Annotated in this window: 15 protein-coding genes and 3 pseudogenes; 14 read left to right on the top strand and 4 right to left on the bottom strand. The window is 72.4% G+C overall.

Going from position 1 to position 15,975, the window contains the following annotated elements; genetic code table 11:
• The first annotated feature begins 57 nt into the window (after nt 1-57).
• From ABGB16_RS25785 to ABGB16_RS25760, 6 genes are all read left to right on the top strand, one after another.
• Nucleotides 58-1,050: an iron-siderophore ABC transporter substrate-binding protein gene (locus ABGB16_RS25785; RefSeq protein ID WP_347670671.1), complete on the top strand. Its 993-nt coding sequence runs from the start codon at nt 58-60 to the stop codon at nt 1,048-1,050.
• A 93-nt stretch (nt 1,051-1,143) separates the two neighbouring features.
• Nucleotides 1,144-2,331 (top strand): siderophore biosynthesis protein, encoded by a 1,188-nt coding sequence (locus ABGB16_RS25780; protein ID WP_347670670.1) that lies wholly within the window; start codon nt 1,144-1,146, stop codon nt 2,329-2,331.
• Nucleotides 2,328-4,013, top strand: a complete 1,686-nt coding sequence (locus tag ABGB16_RS25775) for an IucA/IucC family protein (protein WP_347670669.1) — start codon at nt 2,328-2,330, stop codon at nt 4,011-4,013. The genes ABGB16_RS25780 and ABGB16_RS25775 overlap by 4 nt, the downstream gene beginning before the upstream one ends.
• Complete coding sequence (locus tag ABGB16_RS25770; RefSeq protein ID WP_347670668.1) at nt 4,007-5,188, top strand: MFS transporter; 1,182 nt, start codon at nt 4,007-4,009, stop codon at nt 5,186-5,188. Before ABGB16_RS25775 ends, ABGB16_RS25770 begins: the two co-directional genes overlap by 7 nt.
• Entirely contained in the window at nt 5,185-6,756 is a 1,572-nt protein-coding gene (locus ABGB16_RS25765; protein ID WP_347670667.1) for an IucA/IucC family protein, read from the top strand. Before ABGB16_RS25770 ends, ABGB16_RS25765 begins: the two co-directional genes overlap by 4 nt.
• Nucleotides 6,753-7,886 (top strand): type III PLP-dependent enzyme, encoded by a 1,134-nt coding sequence (locus ABGB16_RS25760; RefSeq protein ID WP_347670666.1) that lies wholly within the window; start codon nt 6,753-6,755, stop codon nt 7,884-7,886. The genes ABGB16_RS25765 and ABGB16_RS25760 overlap by 4 nt, the downstream gene beginning before the upstream one ends.
• Nucleotides 7,887-8,008: 122 nt before the next feature.
• On the opposite strand, the pseudogene ABGB16_RS25755 reads toward ABGB16_RS25760, so the two are convergent.
• Together ABGB16_RS25755 and ABGB16_RS25750 are read right to left on the bottom strand one after the other, a co-directional pair.
• Nucleotides 8,009-8,098: pseudogene (locus tag ABGB16_RS25755) on the bottom strand (serine protease); the annotation flags it as partial.
• 26 nt (nt 8,099-8,124) lie between these two features.
• Nucleotides 8,125-8,667: pseudogene (locus tag ABGB16_RS25750) on the bottom strand (PhzF family phenazine biosynthesis protein); the annotation flags it as partial.
• A gap of 191 nt (nt 8,668-8,858) precedes the next feature.
• Here ABGB16_RS25750 and ABGB16_RS25745 point away from each other — a divergent pair.
• The 3 genes from ABGB16_RS25745 to ABGB16_RS25735 all read left to right on the top strand — a co-directional run bounded on the left by ABGB16_RS25745 (nt 8,859) and on the right by ABGB16_RS25735 (nt 11,555).
• Nucleotides 8,859-9,623 carry an NAD-dependent deacylase gene (locus tag ABGB16_RS25745; RefSeq protein ID WP_347670665.1) on the top strand — a complete coding sequence of 255 codons (765 nt, stop codon included), beginning with the start codon at nt 8,859-8,861 and terminating at the stop codon, nt 9,621-9,623.
• 202 nt (nt 9,624-9,825) lie between these two features.
• Nucleotides 9,826-10,521 carry a bacteriorhodopsin gene (locus ABGB16_RS25740; protein WP_347670664.1) on the top strand — a complete coding sequence of 232 codons (696 nt, stop codon included), beginning with the start codon at nt 9,826-9,828 and terminating at the stop codon, nt 10,519-10,521.
• Entirely contained in the window at nt 10,518-11,555 is a 1,038-nt protein-coding gene (locus ABGB16_RS25735; RefSeq protein WP_347670663.1) for a Brp/Blh family beta-carotene 15,15'-dioxygenase, read from the top strand. The genes ABGB16_RS25740 and ABGB16_RS25735 overlap by 4 nt, the downstream gene beginning before the upstream one ends.
• Before the next feature lie 221 nt (nt 11,556-11,776).
• Here the strand turns inward: ABGB16_RS25735 and ABGB16_RS25730 are convergent.
• A pseudogene (locus tag ABGB16_RS25730) lies at nt 11,777-12,124 on the bottom strand (hypothetical protein); the annotation flags it as partial.
• Between the two features lie 321 nt (nt 12,125-12,445).
• Between ABGB16_RS25730 and ABGB16_RS25725 the strand changes: the two are divergent.
• Nucleotides 12,446-12,670, top strand: coding sequence for a winged helix-turn-helix domain-containing protein (locus tag ABGB16_RS25725; RefSeq protein WP_347670662.1), 225 nt, complete (start codon nt 12,446-12,448; stop codon nt 12,668-12,670).
• On the opposite strand, the gene ABGB16_RS25720 is transcribed toward ABGB16_RS25725, so the two are convergent.
• Nucleotides 12,643-13,314: a hypothetical protein gene (locus ABGB16_RS25720; RefSeq protein WP_347670661.1), complete on the bottom strand. Its 672-nt coding sequence runs from the start codon at nt 13,312-13,314 to the stop codon at nt 12,643-12,645. The two genes, ABGB16_RS25725 and ABGB16_RS25720, sit on opposite strands and share 28 nt — an antisense overlap.
• Nucleotides 13,315-13,411: 97 nt before the next feature.
• On the opposite strand from ABGB16_RS25720, the gene ABGB16_RS25715 reads away from it, so the two are divergent.
• The 4 genes from ABGB16_RS25715 to ABGB16_RS25700 form a co-directional block, all read left to right on the top strand.
• Nucleotides 13,412-14,503 (top strand): PIN domain-containing protein, encoded by a 1,092-nt coding sequence (locus ABGB16_RS25715; RefSeq protein ID WP_347670660.1) that lies wholly within the window; start codon nt 13,412-13,414, stop codon nt 14,501-14,503.
• Between the two features lie 224 nt (nt 14,504-14,727).
• Nucleotides 14,728-15,342, top strand: a complete 615-nt coding sequence (locus tag ABGB16_RS25710; protein WP_347670659.1) for a hypothetical protein — start codon at nt 14,728-14,730, stop codon at nt 15,340-15,342.
• A gap of 75 nt (nt 15,343-15,417) precedes the next feature.
• The gene (locus tag ABGB16_RS25705) at nt 15,418-15,798 is read left to right on the top strand and encodes a maleylpyruvate isomerase N-terminal domain-containing protein (RefSeq protein ID WP_347670658.1); all 381 of its coding nucleotides are present in this window, start codon (nt 15,418-15,420) and stop codon (nt 15,796-15,798) included.
• A 53-nt stretch (nt 15,799-15,851) separates the two neighbouring features.
• Nucleotides 15,852-15,975, top strand: a 124-nt coding sequence (locus ABGB16_RS25700) for a transposase (protein WP_347670689.1), incomplete at its 3' end; no start/stop codon positions are given.

The raw sequence follows: 15,975 nt of genomic DNA, 5'->3' as shown, positions 1-15,975 counted from the left end.
GGATAGGCTAACCTAACTTCGCCAGTTAGGGCACTTAGTTGTCTATGAGGAGACTCCATGCTGCAGTTCGCCCGCCGCCGCTCGGCGGTCGCCAGAAGCGCCGTCGCTCTGACCGCGGGGCTGATGCTGGCCACCGGGCTGTCGGCCTGCGCCACGGCCACCGACGAGACCCCGACCGCGGGCGCCGACGCTGCCGCGGGCTTCCCGCGCAGCATCACCCACGACAAGGGCACCACCGAGATCAAGAGCAAGCCGCAGCGGATCGTCGCCCTCGACAACAGCCTCGTCGCGGCCGTCGTGCTGCTGGAGCGCCCGCTCGTCGGCGGCATCGCCAGCTACCGCAACCAGAAGACGTTCCCCGACTACCTCGGCGACGCCGTCAAGGACACGAAGGACATCGGCCCGCTCGACAACCCCAACCTCGAGCTCATCGCCTCGCTCAAGCCGGACCTGATCGTCTCGGCCACCGTGCGGCACGACGCCCTCTACGACAAGCTCTCCAAGATCGCGCCGACCGTGTTCGTCAAGACCACCGGTCCGATCTGGAAGGACAACATCACCCTCCTCGGCAAGGCCCTCGGCGAGGAAGCGAAGGCGGCCAGCAAGCTCGCCGACTACGAGGCCCGGGCCAAGAAGATCGGCGCCGCCGTGAACGCCAAGGCGGGCAACCCCACGGTGTCGATCGTGCGGTTCGTCGACGGCCCCACCCGCCTGATGGCCCACCAGTCGTTCATCGGCATCATCCTCAAGGACGCCGGCCTCAAGCGCCCAGCCTCGCAGGACCAGGACACCTTCGACCAGGAGATCAGCGAGGAGCAGATCGAGCTGGCCGACGCCGACCACATCTTCGTCACCACCGTCTACGCCGGCGGGACCGAGCGCAAGACCAAGTTCCAGGCCAACCCGCTGTGGCAGCGGCTCAAGGCCGTCCAGGCCGGACACGTGTACGAGGTCCAGGACGAGCTGTGGATGACCTCGGTGTCGGTGCAGGGAGCGCACTTCGTGCTCGACGACATCGCCAAGACCTTCGGAGTCGACCCCGCGAAGTGACCCCGGCCGGGTGTGCGGAACCGCTCGGGGCCGCACACCCGGCCGGCTCCACCGACCGCTCCCACAGTCGGATCCGACACCGGAGGCCCCACCGTGCGGCTCTACCTGACCGCGCTCAACCCCACCGACTCCGTCCTCGACGGGTTCCTGCCGGCCGCTGCCCGCCTGGGGCTGCCCGTCACCGTGCTCACCGACCAGCCGGCAAAGTGGCCGCCGGTGGCCGCCGAGGTGACCGGCTGCCACGTCCGCGACGCCCGCGCCGTCATCGACACGGTCCACCGCGGCCAGCGGCCGGCCGCACTCCTGTCCAACAGCGACCACCTGCAGACCCCGACCGCGCTCGCGGCGCAGTACCTCGGCCTGCCCGGCAAGGACTGGCGGGCGACCCTGCGCTGCAAGGACAAGCGGCTGACCCGGCAGGCCCTGGCCGACGCCGGCCTGGACACCGTCCTCACCCTCGCCCTCGGCCCCGCCGACGACGTCGCCATCGCGGCGGACCTGCCATTCCCCGCGGTGGTCAAGCCCCGCGAGGGTGTCGCCAGCGAAGACGCCTACCTCGTCGCCGATGTGACGGAACTGGCCGCGCGGGTGGCCGAGATCCGGGCCCGCCGGCCGGACGCGGCCCTGGTGGTCGAGGAGTACCTCGCCGGCGAGCTGCGTACCTTCGACACTCTCGGCGACGCGACCACGCGCGCGGTGACCGGCGGGTGGCGCACCAGCCTGGGGGCGCCACCGAGCTTCGTCGAGGAGAGCCTCGACTGGTCACCCGTGCTTCCGGCACCGGTGGTCGCGGACCTGCGGGCGCAGCTCGACGCGCTCGGCATCGGTTTCGGTGCCTGTCACACCGAGTTCGTCCTGCAGGAGGGCCGGGCCCGGCTCATCGAGGTGAACTATCGACTCATCGGCGACCGGATGGACCTGATTCTCGCCGAACTGCTCGACGTGCCCCTGTTCGAGTACGTCATCCGGTTGCACCTGGGCGAACCGCTGGCCGCCATGCCGCTGCCCGACCCGGCCGCGGTGCCCCGACACGCCCGGGTGGAGTACGTGTGCGCCGACCGGTCCGGCACCCTCACCGCGGCGCCCGGCGCCATCGACGTACGGCTCGGCGAAACCACGCTCGGCTGCCGACCGCTGCGCGACGTCGGCAGCACCGCCGCCGTTACCGGCACCAACCGCGACTACCTCGCCGTCGTACACGCCCTCGGCCCGGACCGGGAAGCGGTGACAGCCGCACTGCGCAGCTTCCGCGCCGCACACCGGTGGGACATCGCCGCATGAGCAACAGCGGCGCAGTGCCGGCCGGCACTGACGGAACCATCGAGCAGCAGGTCTTCCAGCGGGTGCTCGACGCCCTGCTGCGCGAGGACCACCTGGGTCTGAGCACCAACGGTCACCGCGACGGCGACGACTGGTGCACCCACACCGGACGGGAGGTGCGGCTACGTCTGCCGGTACGCCCCGACGGGTTCCAGCACCCCCTGCGCACCTCCCGACCGGCGTTCCTCGCGCAGCGGGGCGATGCTCCACCGGTGCTGGTCGACAGCCTCGACGCGCTGCTCGACATCCTCGCCCCGGTCGACGATCCGCAGGCCCAGGCCGGCTGGGCGGCGTTCGTCGCCGAGTGCCACGGCGAGCTGGCCGCGCGGCGGCTCGCGGCGGACAGCCGGCGCCGGGTGCACGCCGCGGTGGCCGCCGCCCGCCCCGGGCAGGCCACGGGAATGGCCGGCGCCCTGCTCGACGAGACGCTCGCCGCGCACGCCGACCACCCCGTACACCCGACCAGCCGGTGCCGGCACGGCCTGGACGACACAGAACTCCTCGCGTACGCGCCGGAACACGCGCCCACCTTCGCGCTGCGCTGGTTGCCGACCAGACTCGCCGAGGTCACCCTCACCGGCAGCCTGCCGCCGTGGTGGCCGATCGCCGACCACCCCGACACCGTGCTGCTGCCCGTCCACCCGCTCACCGCCGACCGGCTGGGCCTGCCGGCCGTCGACACCCCACACGTACCGGTGCACCCGACGCTGTCGATGCGCACCGTCGCCCTCGCCGCCGACCCGTACACCCATCTCAAGCTGCCACTGGCCACCGCCACCCTCGGTGCCCGCAACCGGCGCACCATCGCCCCCGGCACCCTGGCCGACGGCGACGCCGTCCACCGTCTCCTGCACCGCATCGCCGCCGCCGAGCCCCGGTTCGCCGACCGGATCCTGCACGCCGACGAAACCACCTACGGCCACGCCGGTGACGAGACCCGCGCGTTCCTGCTGCGCCGCTACCCGACCGCGCTCGCATCGAGCATCGTGGTCCCCGTCGCGGCCCTCGCGGCCCCCGACCCCGCCGGTACGACCGTCGCCGAGCGGGTGGCCGGCGGCGACCCGCGGCCGCTCCTGGACGCCTACCTGGACCTGCTCGTCGACTGGCACGTGTACCTGTGGCTGCGCCACGGTATCGCGCTGGAGGCCCACCAGCAGAACATCCACCTCGTGCTCGACCCGGGCGGCGGAACACGGCTGCTCTACAAGGACAACGACGGCGCCCGGCTCGACCCCCGACACTCCGTGACGCTCGACGACGCCCGCATGCGCGTCACGGATCCGGGCGAACTCGCCGACGTGTTCACCACCATCACCCTGCACCTGTGCGCGGCGGCCCCGCTACTCGCCCTCGCCGCTCGCGGTGTGCCCGTGCCGACCCCGGCGGCGCTGCGGCACCGGCTGACCGCCGCCCGGGACCGGTGGGGTGGCGGAGCCACGGCGCGCATGTTCACCCGACGCGTGCTGGACGCCGACACGCTCCCGGTCAAGGCGATGGTCACCGCCGGAACCCTGCTGCCCAAGGACCGGATCGGCTGCGCCGACATCAACAAGTACTACCTGCGTACCGGACCGAACTACCTCCGACAGGAGCAATGGGTGAGCCTGCCGGCCCCCGCGGCGCGAAGCGAGGCGACATGGTGACCGCGACCCTCCAGCCATCCGTCACCACGTCGGGGCTGCGCCGCCGGCACGTCGCCGCGGTGGTCGCCTGCCACTTCACCGCGGCGTTCGCGGCGCTGGGCCTGCCGCCCTACCTGCCCCAGCTGCTGCCGGCCCTCGGCGACCCGCACGCGTACTGGGCGGGCGTGCTGTACGTCGTACCCACCGCCGCGACCGCGCTGTCGGCACCCCTGTGGGGCCGGCTGGCCGACCGGTACGGCCGCAAGCCGCTACTGCTCCGCGCCCAGCTCGGCCTGGCCGTGGCGTTCCTGCTCGCCTCCCAGGTCCAGACCGTGACCGCCCTGGCCGCGGCCCTCGCTCTGCAGGGGCTGCTGGGCGGCACGTTCGCGGCCACCGGGGCCTACCTCGCCGCCGGACTCAGCGGGCCCCGGCTGGCCAAGGCACTCACGGCGGCCCAGGCATCCGCCCGGGCGGCACTGGCCGTGGCGCCGACCGCGGCGGGGCTCCTCGCCAGCCAGGTCGACGTGCGGGCCATGTACGCCCTCGCCGCCCTGGGACCGCTGGTCGCCGCCGGTCTCACCCTCACCCTGCCCGAGCCCCGCCGATCCACCACATCCGCCCCGCCGGCCGGCGGGTCCCCCATGTCAGGGCCGGTGCTGACCGTCTGGCAACTGTCTGCGCTGGAGGCGGCGTTCGTCCTGGCCACGGTCGTCACGTTCCCGTACCTCCTCCCGGTGGTGCAGGTGGTCTGGCCCGCGGCCGGCCCGGCGCTGGCCGGTGCGCTGTTCGCGCTGCCGCACGTGTGTTATCTGCTCGCGGCTCCGTTCGTGCTGCCGAGACTGGCCCCGGTCGGGGGTCTCAGCGCGGGGTTCGTCCTGGTCGCGCTCGGCGCCGCGGCCCACCCGGCCGCCCAGGCCTGGGCCAGTCCGGCCCTCCTCGTCACCGGCAGGCTGCTGCTCGGCGCCGGCCTGACGTGCGGTCTGGTGGCGCTGGCGAAGCTGGCCGCCCACGCCGCCGCGGTGAACCCGCCCGGCCGCCTGTTCGGCACCGTCGAGGCCTGGTCGAAGGCCGGCGCCGTCGCCGCCGGCCTGGCCGCCTCCGTTCTGGCCGGACTGTCCGGCCCGGCCGCACCGGCGCTGCTCGGTGCCGTGATCGCCGTACTCAGTGTGCCTCTCGTGCTCAGGAGCAGCCGATGACCGCAGCAGTCACCCTGTCCAGCGCCGACCTCGCCACCAGCCACAACCTGCTCGGCTGCCTGGCCCGCGAGGTGTCCGCACCCGAGCGCCAGACCACCCTCGCGGACGGGTGGGCCCTGGTCCGGATGCCCCGCAGCGACGTGCTGCTGCGCTGCGAGGTGGCCCGGGTGTCCGAGGTCGGCGCCCACCGCTACACCGGACCGGTGCAGCGGCTGTCCGCCGAGGGATGGCTGCCGGTGACCGCCACCGAACTCGCCGTCCTGGTCGGTGACGAGCTGCGCCTGCGCACCGGATTCTCCAACGACGAGTTCGTGACGCAGGTGGCCGCCAGCCGCGACGCACTGGACCGGATCCTGCGGCGCCGTCCCACCGTCGACCCGACACCCACCGGCGATCCCGCCATCGACTCCTACGTCGACTCCGAGCAGTCCCTGATCCACGGCCACCCGCGGCACCCGACGCCCAAGTGGCGCAGCGGCGACCCGGACCTCTGGGACACCTACGCACCCGAGCTGCGTACCGCCCTGCACGCGCACTGGATCGGGGTCCCGCACGACCTGATCGCCGAGGACGGGCCCTTCGACCAGTTCATCGCCGCACTCCAGCCGCCGGCCGCGCCGCCGGGTCACGTGCCGCTGCCCGTACACCCGTGGCAGCTACGCCTGGCCGGCCCACTGGACCCACGGCTGCGCGACCTCGGCCCCGGCGGCGTCACCCTGCGCCCCACGGCCAGCGTACGCACCCTCTACGCCCCCGAAGCCGACCTGTTCATCAAGACCAGCCTGCACGTACGGATCACCAACTGCCTGCGGAAGAACGCCCGCTACGAACTCACCGGCGCGACCGCCCTCACCCGCCTCCTCACCCGCCTGCCCCTCGCCGTCGGTGCCGCGTTGCTGCCCGAACCGGCGTACCGCACCGTCGACGTGCCCGGGCTCGACGAAACCTTCGGCGTCATCCTCCGCGGCGGCCTGCGTACCCACCTGCGCCCCGGCGACATCCCGGTGCTCGCCGCCGCCCTGGCAGCCAGACCCCTGCCGGTAGCCGACCCCGTCGACTGGTGGCACGCCTACGCCACGCTGCTCGTCCCGGCCGTCCTCGGGCTGTGGGCCGAGCACGGTGTCGTACACGAAGCACACCTACAGAACGTCGTCGTCGTCCTCGACTCCGACCGCTACCCGGTTCGGATGCTGCTGCGCGACCTCGAAGGCGTCAAACTCGACACCGGACGCCGCGCCGACTGGCTCCGCGACCTTCCGGCGCCCATCGGCTACCACCCGGAGCAGGCGTTCAACCGCGTCGCCTACTGCCTGTTCGTCAACCACCTCGCCGAACTCGCCGGAGCGCTGGCCGACGCCCACCCCGGCGTCGAGGCGCAACTGTGGGCCACGCTGCGCGACGTGGTGAGCGAGACGACCACCACGCTGGGAGCACCGCCCCAGCTACGGGCGGTGCTCGCCGGGGTGCCCCTGCCCGCCAAGGGCAACCTGCTCGTGCGCTGGCAACGCGACGCCGACCGCCACGCCGGCTACGTCCCCTTCCCCAACCCGATCGGACAGGCGCTGTGAACCGGCCAACCTACCTGTACGACCTGGACGCGCTCGGCACGCATGCCGCCGCCATCCGCGCCGCGCTGCCCAGCAGGGTCGAGCTGCTGTACGCGATGAAGGCCAACCCCGCCCCCGAACTGCTGCGTACCCTCGCCCCGCACGTCGACGGATTCGAGGCCGCCAGCGCCGGAGAGCTGCACCACCTCACCCGGACACTGCCCGGAGTACGGCCGGCCGTGCTCGGCGGGCCCGGCAAGACCGACCCGGAACTCACCGCCGGCCTCGCCGCGGGCGTGCACCGGTTCCACGTCGAGTCCCCGCACGAACTGCGTCGCCTCTCCGCGCTCGCGACAGCCGCCGGCTCAACCGCCGACGTGCTCCTGCGGGTCAACCTCCCGGTGAACCTCGACGGTGCGGCCCTCGTCATGGGCGGCGCGCCGACCCCGTTCGGGATGGACCCGGAGCAGGCCCGTGACTGCGTACGCCTCGACCTGCCCGGAATACGCATCCACGGCGTGCACGCCCACCTCGCCAGCGGCCTGACCGCACCGGCGGCGGCGATGGTCGCGCGCCGGATCGTGGACTGGGCGGTGTCGCAGCTGGGTGCCCACGAGGTCAACATCGGCGGTGGCATGGCCGTCGACTACACCGACCCGGCGAACATCTTCGACTGGACCCGCTACGGCGGCGACCTTCAGACGCTGCTCGCCGAACACCCCGACCTCGTCCTGCGCATCGAACCCGGCCGCGCGGTCACCGCCTACTGCGGCTGGTACCTCACCGAGGTCATCGACGTCAAACGCTCCCACGACGAGTGGTTCGTCGTCGTCGCAGGCGGCACCCATCACCTCCGCACCCCGGCGGCGAAGGGCCACTCCCAGCCGTTCCTTCATCTTCCCCGCACGGACTGGACCCACCCGTACCCACGCCCACGCACCGGCGACGGGCCGGTAACCATCGTCGGTCAGCTTTGCACACCCAAGGACGTGCTGGCTCGCACCGTCGGCACCAACACCGTTTCGGCGGGAGACGTCATCGCTTTCGCGATGGCCGGCGCGTACGCCTGGAACATCAGCCACCACGACTTCCTCATGCACGAGCCGCCCTCCTTCACCGTGGGAAACCTGAAGGAGTTGGCTGACGTGTGAGGGGGTCCTGCTGCGCGAACTCGGCTGACCGCGGCGAGGGCGTCCACGCCGCGATTCCGACGACGACGGAGAGGGCTTCCGGCCACGGCCGGGAGTCCTCTCCGTCGCCTCGCTGACGGATATCAGTAGACGGTCACGCCGTACGCGTTGGCTGCCTCGCGTACGGGCTGGTAGAAGGTGGTGCCGCCGGAGCGGCAGTCGCCGCTGCCACCGTGAGCCGGCGGCACTCCACGGCGAGCCGGTTGAGGTCGGGCCGCAGCGACAGCAGGGTCGGACGGTCGCGGACCGGCACGAGGAGCCTGGGTGTGCCGGGTGATGCGGCGCAGGGATCGTCGCCGGTGGCGGAGTCCCGCGGCCGGACGCCGAGCGCCGCGAGGATGCCACCGAGTCGTGCGGGGGCGCAGTCGCGTAGCCCGATCACACCCTGGTCGAACCAGACCTCGACGCCCTCCGTACGCCGGACGGCGGTCGCCTCGAAGGTGCGACCTCCGGTGCGTTGCCGTCCGTGGTGCCGGGTGGCCCGGCGCCGGTGCAGCAGGACAGCCTGGGCGGCGATCGTGCCGTGGCCGCAGTTGGTCAGCTCGCCCGCGGTGGTGAAGAACCGCACGGCCCCGGTGTCGGCGTCCACGAACGCGGCGTGGGAGGTGCCCGCCCGGCGCACGATCTCGCGCCGGGCGTCGTCGCCGAGCGCGGCGTCCTCGGCGAGCACCGCGGTGGGGCTGCCGCCCCGCCCGTGGCGCGTGCACGCGTCGACGATGGTCACATCGTCCGTACGCGTCATGCGGCGATCATCTCACCGAGGCGGAGAGCGCGCGCCGCTCAACAGCGCGGTCGCCCTGCGCATGGCGCACGGGCGGCGTGCCGGCCGGGGCGACCAGGTCGGGCGCCGAAATTGCTGTGGCGGACGGCACCGAAGGACTGTGAGACTCGTCCCGGCGCGGGGCCCGTCCGCGCCGCGGGGAAGGGAACGGCATGGGAGACCTCGTACCGTCCGAGGCGGCGACGTTGCTGCGACAGGCCCGCCGGGTGGTGATCTTCACCGGCGCGGGCATCTCGGCCGAGAGCGGTGTGCCGACCTTCCGCGACGCCCTCACCGGCCTGTGGGAACGCTTCGACGCCCAGGCGCTCGCCACGCCGGAGGCGTTCCAGGACGACCCGGCGCTGGTGTGGGGCTGGTACGAGTGGCGACGCGGCTTGGCCCAGCGGGTCCGGCCGAACGCGGGACACGAGGCCGTGGCGGCGATCGAGGCCCGGATCCCGGGCAGCGTCGTCGTCACCCAGAACGTCGACGACCTGCACGAACGCGCGGGATCCCCCGCGCCGCTGCACCTGCACGGCAGCCTGTTCACGCCCCGCTGCTCGGCCTGCGCGCATCCGGCGCCCCTGCCCGACGGGCCGGCGGACGAGCCGGCCGACGGTCGACGGATGACGCCGCCTGGGTGCGCGCGCTGCTCGGCGCCCGTCCGGCCGGGCGTGGTGTGGTTCGGCGAGGCGTTGCCGGAGGCGGTGTTCGAGTCCGCCGTCGAGGCGGCGTCCTCCTGCGACCTGCTGCTGACGGTCGGCACCTCCGGCCTGGTGTACCCCGCCGCGGAGATCCCGCGGGTGGCCGCCCGCTTCGGCGCCGCGGTCATCCAGGTCAACCCGCAGGAGACGCCGCTCGATCCGGTCGCCGACGTGAACCTGCGGGGGCCCGCCGCCCGGGTCCTGCCGGCCCTCGTCGAGGCCGCCTGGCACTGAGACGGTGGCCCGAATGCGGACTAACTGCTGACGATAGATCTAAATCGGAATAAACTCGCCAATGCGGAGTCGCCCGGCTTGAGAAGGGACCTCGGCGTACCCGCTGCCGGCGGCCTGCAGCCAGCGAACACATGCCGGGGCGGCGGTGTCTGACCCGCAGATGTCGCTGTCGCCGTACGCCGGCCGAGGTCGAGGAGCGCACGTGTCCGAGTGGTGGCTGTGGTCGTACGTCATCCTGTGCGCCGCCGCCCTGCTGCTGTTCGTACGATGGAGCCGCAACCCGAAAGGAATTCCCCAGTCCGAGTACCGGGTGGTGTTCGTCATCCTGGCATGGTCGGCGATCTGGCACGTCGTCGCGGCGCTCGGCGCCGGCCGGGCGGACATCGCAGGCCACGCCATGGACTGGACGCACTACGCCGACTGGATCGTCACCGCACCGCTGCTGGTGTTCTCTCTCGTTCTCACGGCCACGCACGCCGTCGCCGAGAAGCGGACAGGTCTGGTGACGCTCATCGTGTCGACCTTCCCGATGATCATCACGGGACCGATCGCCGAGGTCATGGAGAGCACCACGGCCCGTTTCGCCGTCTACGGAACCGGGATGGCTGCGCTCGCGCTCGTGCTGGGCCTGATCTGGGGACCGCTACGGGCCGACGCCGAACGGCAGCCCGCCCCGATGGCCGCCCACTTCGTCATCGTCGCACTGCTGCTGTCCCTGCTCTGGCTCGGTTTCCCGCTGGTCTGGATCCTGGGGCCACCCGGAGTCGAGATCGTCGATGAGGACACCAGCACGATCCTCTTCGTCGTCCTGTCGGCCCTCATGAAGGTTGGCTGGGGCATCATCGACGTGGGCCGGCTCCGCGCGATGTTCGACCGTGGCCAACTCGCGGTGACGTGAACAGCCAGCCCATCGCGCACGAGGCGGGGTTCGGCTCGGCCACCGGCGACAGCAGGCGGCCCCGCCCGTTCGGCTGGCCCGACTCCGACCCCGAGCGCCGGGCGGACCCCCGCCGGGCCGTGCTGCGCCGCGCCGATACCGCCGGCATCCTCGCGCTGCTCGCCGTACTCGTCCTGTACCTGCTCACCCGGGCCGAGGCGGCAGCGTCCACGCCGATCCCGGCGCTGCTGGGGCTGGCGCTCGGGCTTCCACACGGTGCCGTCGACCACCTGATCCCCGCCTGGCTCTCGACGAAGGCACGCCGGTGGAGCCGACGGGTGAGCCTGCTGCTCGGCTACGCCGCCATGGCCGGCACCGGGCTGCTGGCCTACCGCGCCGCACCGGCCGCGGTCCTACTGGGCTTCCTGATCCTCGCCGTCGCGCACTTCGGCGCCGGCGACGAGGCGTTCCGGGCCGAGCGGGACGGCCGGCGGATGCGACTACGCCCGCACGGCGTCCTCGCCTACGGCGCTCCGCCGGTGGTGTTCCCCCTCGTGCTGTGGCGCGACCAGGTGGACCAACTGCTGGAGCGTGTCGCCGCCGGGTCCACCGTGCTGCTCACCGGCGAGGTACGCGCCGCCGCCCTGGTCCTCACAATGTCGGCGATGGCCATCACCGCCGTACAGGACGTGCGCGGTCGACGCGGACGCGACCTCGTCGGACTCGGGCTCCTCGCCGCCGTGTTCGCGATCGTCCCGCCCGCGCTGGCGTTCGGGGTCTACTTCGCGGCGTGGCACTCGCTCCGGCACATCGCGCGACTGCTCTGCGCCGACCCGGCCAACACCGCCCACCTGCGGGCCGGTCGGCTGGGCCCACCGCTACGCCGGTTCGCCCTGCACGCCACGGTCCCCACCGCGGCCGTACTGATCTCCTTCGCCCTGCTCATCCGCCGCGCCGGGACCGCGGGAGTCCTGCCCGCGACGGTCGCCCTCCTCGCCGCGCTCACCGTGCCGCACACCGTGGTCGTCGCCTCGCTGGACCGACGCGCCCGATGACGGACCGAAGTGCAGCCAGCCCAGGAAGCGGCGGTGCAGAGTGCCGGCGGGCGCCCAGGTCAGATCCTCGGCGGCGCGGGCGAACTGCGCCCCCATGTACAGCGCCAGCGACATCGGCGCGTCCGCGAACTCCGCTTGCAGCTCCCGCCGTCGCGTCCGGCAGGGCCAGGGCGCGCCGCAGCCGCCGCAGCTCCAGATCGGCAGCACCGGGCCGTGAGTGGTCACGCCCGCACCCCCAGGTAGCGCGCCATGACCGTCCGCGCCTGCCGACTGGTCGCCCACTCCACCTGCCAGCACGGGTACGGCACCAGCCGCGACCACCACGCCCGGCAGCCGACGCACATCCCGTCGAGCCCTCGGAGATGTACAGCGAGGATCGCCTGCTCCTGGTCGTCGTTCACCTGGCCTCCCCGTCCGGCCAGTGGCCGCGGTTGATCGGGATCCGGTGCCGGGCACGGCAGGGCAGGTCGGCACCGCACCGGCAGATCCGCCGCCACTTCCGCCAGCACCACACCGGCCGGTGCCGTCGAGCGAGGGTCAGCGCGACCGCCAAGACGTACTCGTCGTACGAGACGCGCCGGACCGGGCTCCCTGCCCTGCCGTCAGAGGCGACCACCTCGGCGTTCTCGGTAACTGGTGCCGCGCCGCCGGGGCCAAATGGGCTGGTCATGCTGCCTCCCGCCAGTGCCCGAACGGTGCCGCGGGTGCCCGGTCGATCGTGATTCGGAGCTAGGCACCCACGGCAGGGCACCCGGCCGCCAAGCTGGATAGCCCCAGAAGCGACTTAGGACGCAATGTGCGCAGAGTCAACAGCTCACGACACATGGCGTTGTAAGTAGCGCCTGACCTGTGGTCTGCTTGGACCAGCCGCCAAGCTGGGAGCACCACCAATGTCTGAAGCTGCGTACCTACAAGTTGCTCGGGACATCCGTGAGCAGGTCAGCTCCGGCCACCTGAAGCCGGGCGACAAACTGCCGTCCTTCGCCGCCCTGTGCGAGCACTACAAGGTCAGCAACACCGTCATCCGAGCCGCGATGCTTCTCCTCAAGGCCGAAAAGCTCATCGACGGCCGGCAAGGCAAGGGCGTTTACGTCTCGGACCCACTTCCCAAGTAGGGGCAGCAGAGCAGCCCGACCACAGCAAGGCCCGGGCCCTCCAGCAGGAGCGACGCGTCGGCGTTGGTCGCGGGCAGGGACACCGAGGGTTGGGCGTTGGCGACCTTGACCCAGGCGATCTGGACCTGTCGCTCCGTCAGGCCCAGCGGCGCGAGTCGGGTGTCGCGGACCCGGTCGTAGTTGGCGTCGGTGGGGGAGTCCCAGGTGCCGGCGGTCTGGCCGCCCGCCGCGCCGTCGACGATGACGAGCTTGTCGTGGTCGACCTGCGGGTCCGCGGCGGCCTGCCCGATGAACGAGTACGGGGCGCACTGGCCGCCGCCCTCACTGGAACAGAACTCCTGGGTGGTGTTGGACATGCCGATGGACAGCATGACGTACTTGCCGTTGGCGCTCGGGTTGCCGGCGGTGTCGACGGGGCGTACGCGCAGGGCGCGGTTGACGCCGACGGTGCGGTGGGCGGCGGGCATGGCGTTGCTGCCGGCGGGATACAGCCCGCCCTGGAAGCCGAGGTAGGTGCCGCCGCCGAGGTCGTTGATGGGTACCGGGCCGGCGGCGACCGCGTGGGGCACGCCGACGGCGCTGACGGCGCTGACGGCCGCGAAGACGGTCAGCGCCGCCAACGCCCGACGAACATTGATAATCATGGTGCCGAACGTAGAAGAAACAGCGATGGCCGTCAATGCCGCGCGTCGGCCCTCCGATTGTCGGCGAGTGACGCCGGCCCCGCGTACGCTGGTCGGCGTGGATCAAGAAGACCGGATCGCCCTGTTCCTCGACTACGAGAACCTCGCGCTGGGGGCGCGCGACCACCACGGCGGGATTGCCTTCGACTTCCGTCCCATCGCCGACGCCCTGGCCGAGCGGGGGCGGGTGGTGGTGCGCCGGGCGTACGCGGACTGGTCGTACTTCGACGAGGACCGCCGGATGCTCACCCGGTCGCACGTCGAACTCATCGAGATACCGCAGCGGATGGGCGCCTCCCGCAAGAACGCCGCCGACATCAAGATGGCCGTCGACGCGGTGGAACTGGCCTTCGAACGCGCCTACATCTCGACGTTCGTGATCTGCACCGGGGACAGCGACTTCACCCCGCTGGTCCACAAGCTCCGCGAGCTCAACAAGCGGGTCATCGGGGTCGGCATCGAGAAGTCCACGTCGGCGCTGCTGCCGCCCGCGTGCGACGAGTTCCTCTACTACGACCGCCTCGAGGGTGTCGACATCCCCGCCACGCGCGCCCGGCGCGGCCGTCCCGCGCGCCTGCCCAGCCCGGAGCCGCAGCACGTCGAGCCGCAGCCGGTGGAGCAGGAGCCCGAGCCGCAGCCGGCGGTGGAGGAACCCGCGCGCGACGTCGACACGCTCTCCGTCCTCGTTGCCCAGACCGTGGCCGGGCTCCAGGGCAGCTCCAGCGGGCAGGTCACCGCCTCGGGGCTGAAGCGCACCCTGCTTCGCAAGGACCCCACGTTCAGCGAATCCGACTACGGGTTCCGCACCTTCGGCGAACTCCTGCGGCACCTCGCCGGGCACAACGTGATCGAGTTGGCGGAGGGCCCGGCCAAGGGTGACCCGGAGGTGTCGCTGCCGGAGCACGGCGACCGGGAGGTGGCGTTCGGGCTGCTCCGCTCCGTGGTCCTCGACCTGGCGGGCGACGGGGGCTCGGTTGCCCTGTCCGGCCTGAAGAACCAGTTGCAGCGGGCCCGGCCCGACTTCAGCGAGAAGAAGCTCGGCTACCGAAGCTTCCTCCAGTTCTGCAAGGCCGCCGCCACGAACGGCCTGGTCGACCTGCAGTGGAGCGCGGACGTCGACGACTACCTCCTCGACGCGAAGCCCGCGTGATCGCTGGCCTCCCCGGTTCGACGGGCTACGATGGCTCGGGCGGTGCCGGCCGATGCCCTGGAGTTTCCGAATGGTGACGATCGAGCCCGTGGACCGTCGACTGGGCCGGCTGCTCAGCGTTCACCCGGTGGCGGTCCGGCGCTACTGGGCGACCGGCGGCAGGGCGGCCGCCTTCGCCGTCGGCGGCGGGCTGCTCATGGCGTACCTGATCGGCCAACCCCGCGGTGGTCGGCGCGCGGCTCCTCGCCTACGCGCTGATTCCCACCCTCGCCGGGCTGCCGGTCGCCGTCGTGCAGCTCACCCGGGCCGTGCGCGCCGGCCGCGACGCCCGCTTCGAGCTCTACGAGAACGGCATCGCCCACCGCACCGCCGCCGGCCGACGAAGCTGGACGTGGGGCGACGTCGTCCAGTTTCAGGCCGACCCGGAGGCGGCGGAGCTGGCGCCGTCCCCGGCGCCGATCGACGGGCTCGCCCAGCGCCTCGGCTGGGCCTTCCGCTGCAAGGTCCAGTTCCGCGACGGCGCCCGGATCCGGTTCGACGAGTACACGACCGACGGACCGCTGCTGGTCCGGGCGCTGCTCGACCGGCGCCCCGACGCGGTACGGGTGCCGGACGGGCACGTCCACCTGCGGATCGGGGCCGCTGTGCTGCCGATTCTGATCGTCGGTTGCGCGGTCGCCGTGGTCGTCATGTACCGGTACCTCAACGGTGACCAGGAGATCGGCGACAGCACCCTCGTCGCACTCTCGCTGGCGATGATCGCCTGCATCGTCGGGGTGGTGGTCGGCACGACGGCCTTCGTCTTTGTGTTGTTGGGGATCCGGTACGCGCGGCGCTGAGCCGCCCGGTCGAGCCGGTCCGGCCCCGGCGGTGGCTGCGCCCGGCACGGACGGCGAGAGGAGAGGTTGCGGGACATGACGGCAGCAGACGAGCACCGCCGGGCCGCCGGCGCGTTCACCGACCGGGTGCGGGGCGTCCGCCCCGGGGCCTGGGACGACCCGGCGCCGTGTGCGGGGTGGGTGGCCCGTGACGTCGTGCGGCACCTGGTCGAATGGTTCCCCGGCTTCCTGAGCGCCGGTGCGGGGGTGGAGTTGCCGAAGGGTCCGTCGGTCGACGACGATCCGGTGGCGGCGTGGACCGTGCACAGCGACGCGGTGCAGGCGCTGCTCGACGATCCCGCGACGTCGGGCCGGACGCTGGCGAACCGGCACGTCGGCGAGCTGCCGCTCGACGTGGCGATCGACCGGTTCTACCGATTTGAGGCGAGAGGGCTGCCGTCTTCAGGCGGCAGGTGAATCGCTGCCCTGATGCTGCTCTGTTAGTTACATGCCGTGTGTATACTGGGTTCGTGGCCGAATATCAGACGAACCGTGGGGCGGCGTACAGCCTCGGATACCACGTGGTGTGGTGCCCGAAGTACCGCCGCCCCGTGCTCGTCGGCCCAGTCGCCGAACGTCTGCGGGACCTGATCG

Source organism: Micromonospora sp. B11E3, assembly GCF_039871625.1.
In the GTDB taxonomy this organism is placed as follows: domain Bacteria; phylum Actinomycetota; class Actinomycetes; order Mycobacteriales; family Micromonosporaceae; genus Micromonospora.
Note: the sequence above shows the minus strand (reverse complement) of the source record. Positions and strands in the feature narration are given on the sequence as shown.

What these genes read in the sequence shown, in the direction of transcription:
- ABGB16_RS25785 (WP_347670671.1), top strand. Translation starts at nt 58, where the DNA reads ATGCTGCAGTTCGCCCGCCGCCGCTCGGCGGTCGCCAGAAGCGCCGTC.
- ABGB16_RS25775 (WP_347670669.1), top strand. Translation starts at nt 2,328, where the DNA reads ATGAGCAACAGCGGCGCAGTGCCGGCCGGCACTGACGGAACCATCGAG.
- ABGB16_RS25770 (WP_347670668.1), top strand. Translation starts at nt 4,007, where the DNA reads ATGGTGACCGCGACCCTCCAGCCATCCGTCACCACGTCGGGGCTGCGC.
- ABGB16_RS25765 (WP_347670667.1), top strand. Translation starts at nt 5,185, where the DNA reads ATGACCGCAGCAGTCACCCTGTCCAGCGCCGACCTCGCCACCAGCCAC.
- ABGB16_RS25745 (WP_347670665.1), top strand. Translation starts at nt 8,859, where the DNA reads ATGGGAGACCTCGTACCGTCCGAGGCGGCGACGTTGCTGCGACAGGCC.
- ABGB16_RS25725 (WP_347670662.1), top strand. Translation starts at nt 12,446, where the DNA reads ATGTCTGAAGCTGCGTACCTACAAGTTGCTCGGGACATCCGTGAGCAG.
- ABGB16_RS25720 (WP_347670661.1), bottom strand. Translation starts at nt 13,314, where the DNA reads ATGATTATCAATGTTCGTCGGGCGTTGGCGGCGCTGACCGTCTTCGCG.
- ABGB16_RS25705 (WP_347670658.1), top strand. Translation starts at nt 15,418, where the DNA reads ATGACGGCAGCAGACGAGCACCGCCGGGCCGCCGGCGCGTTCACCGAC.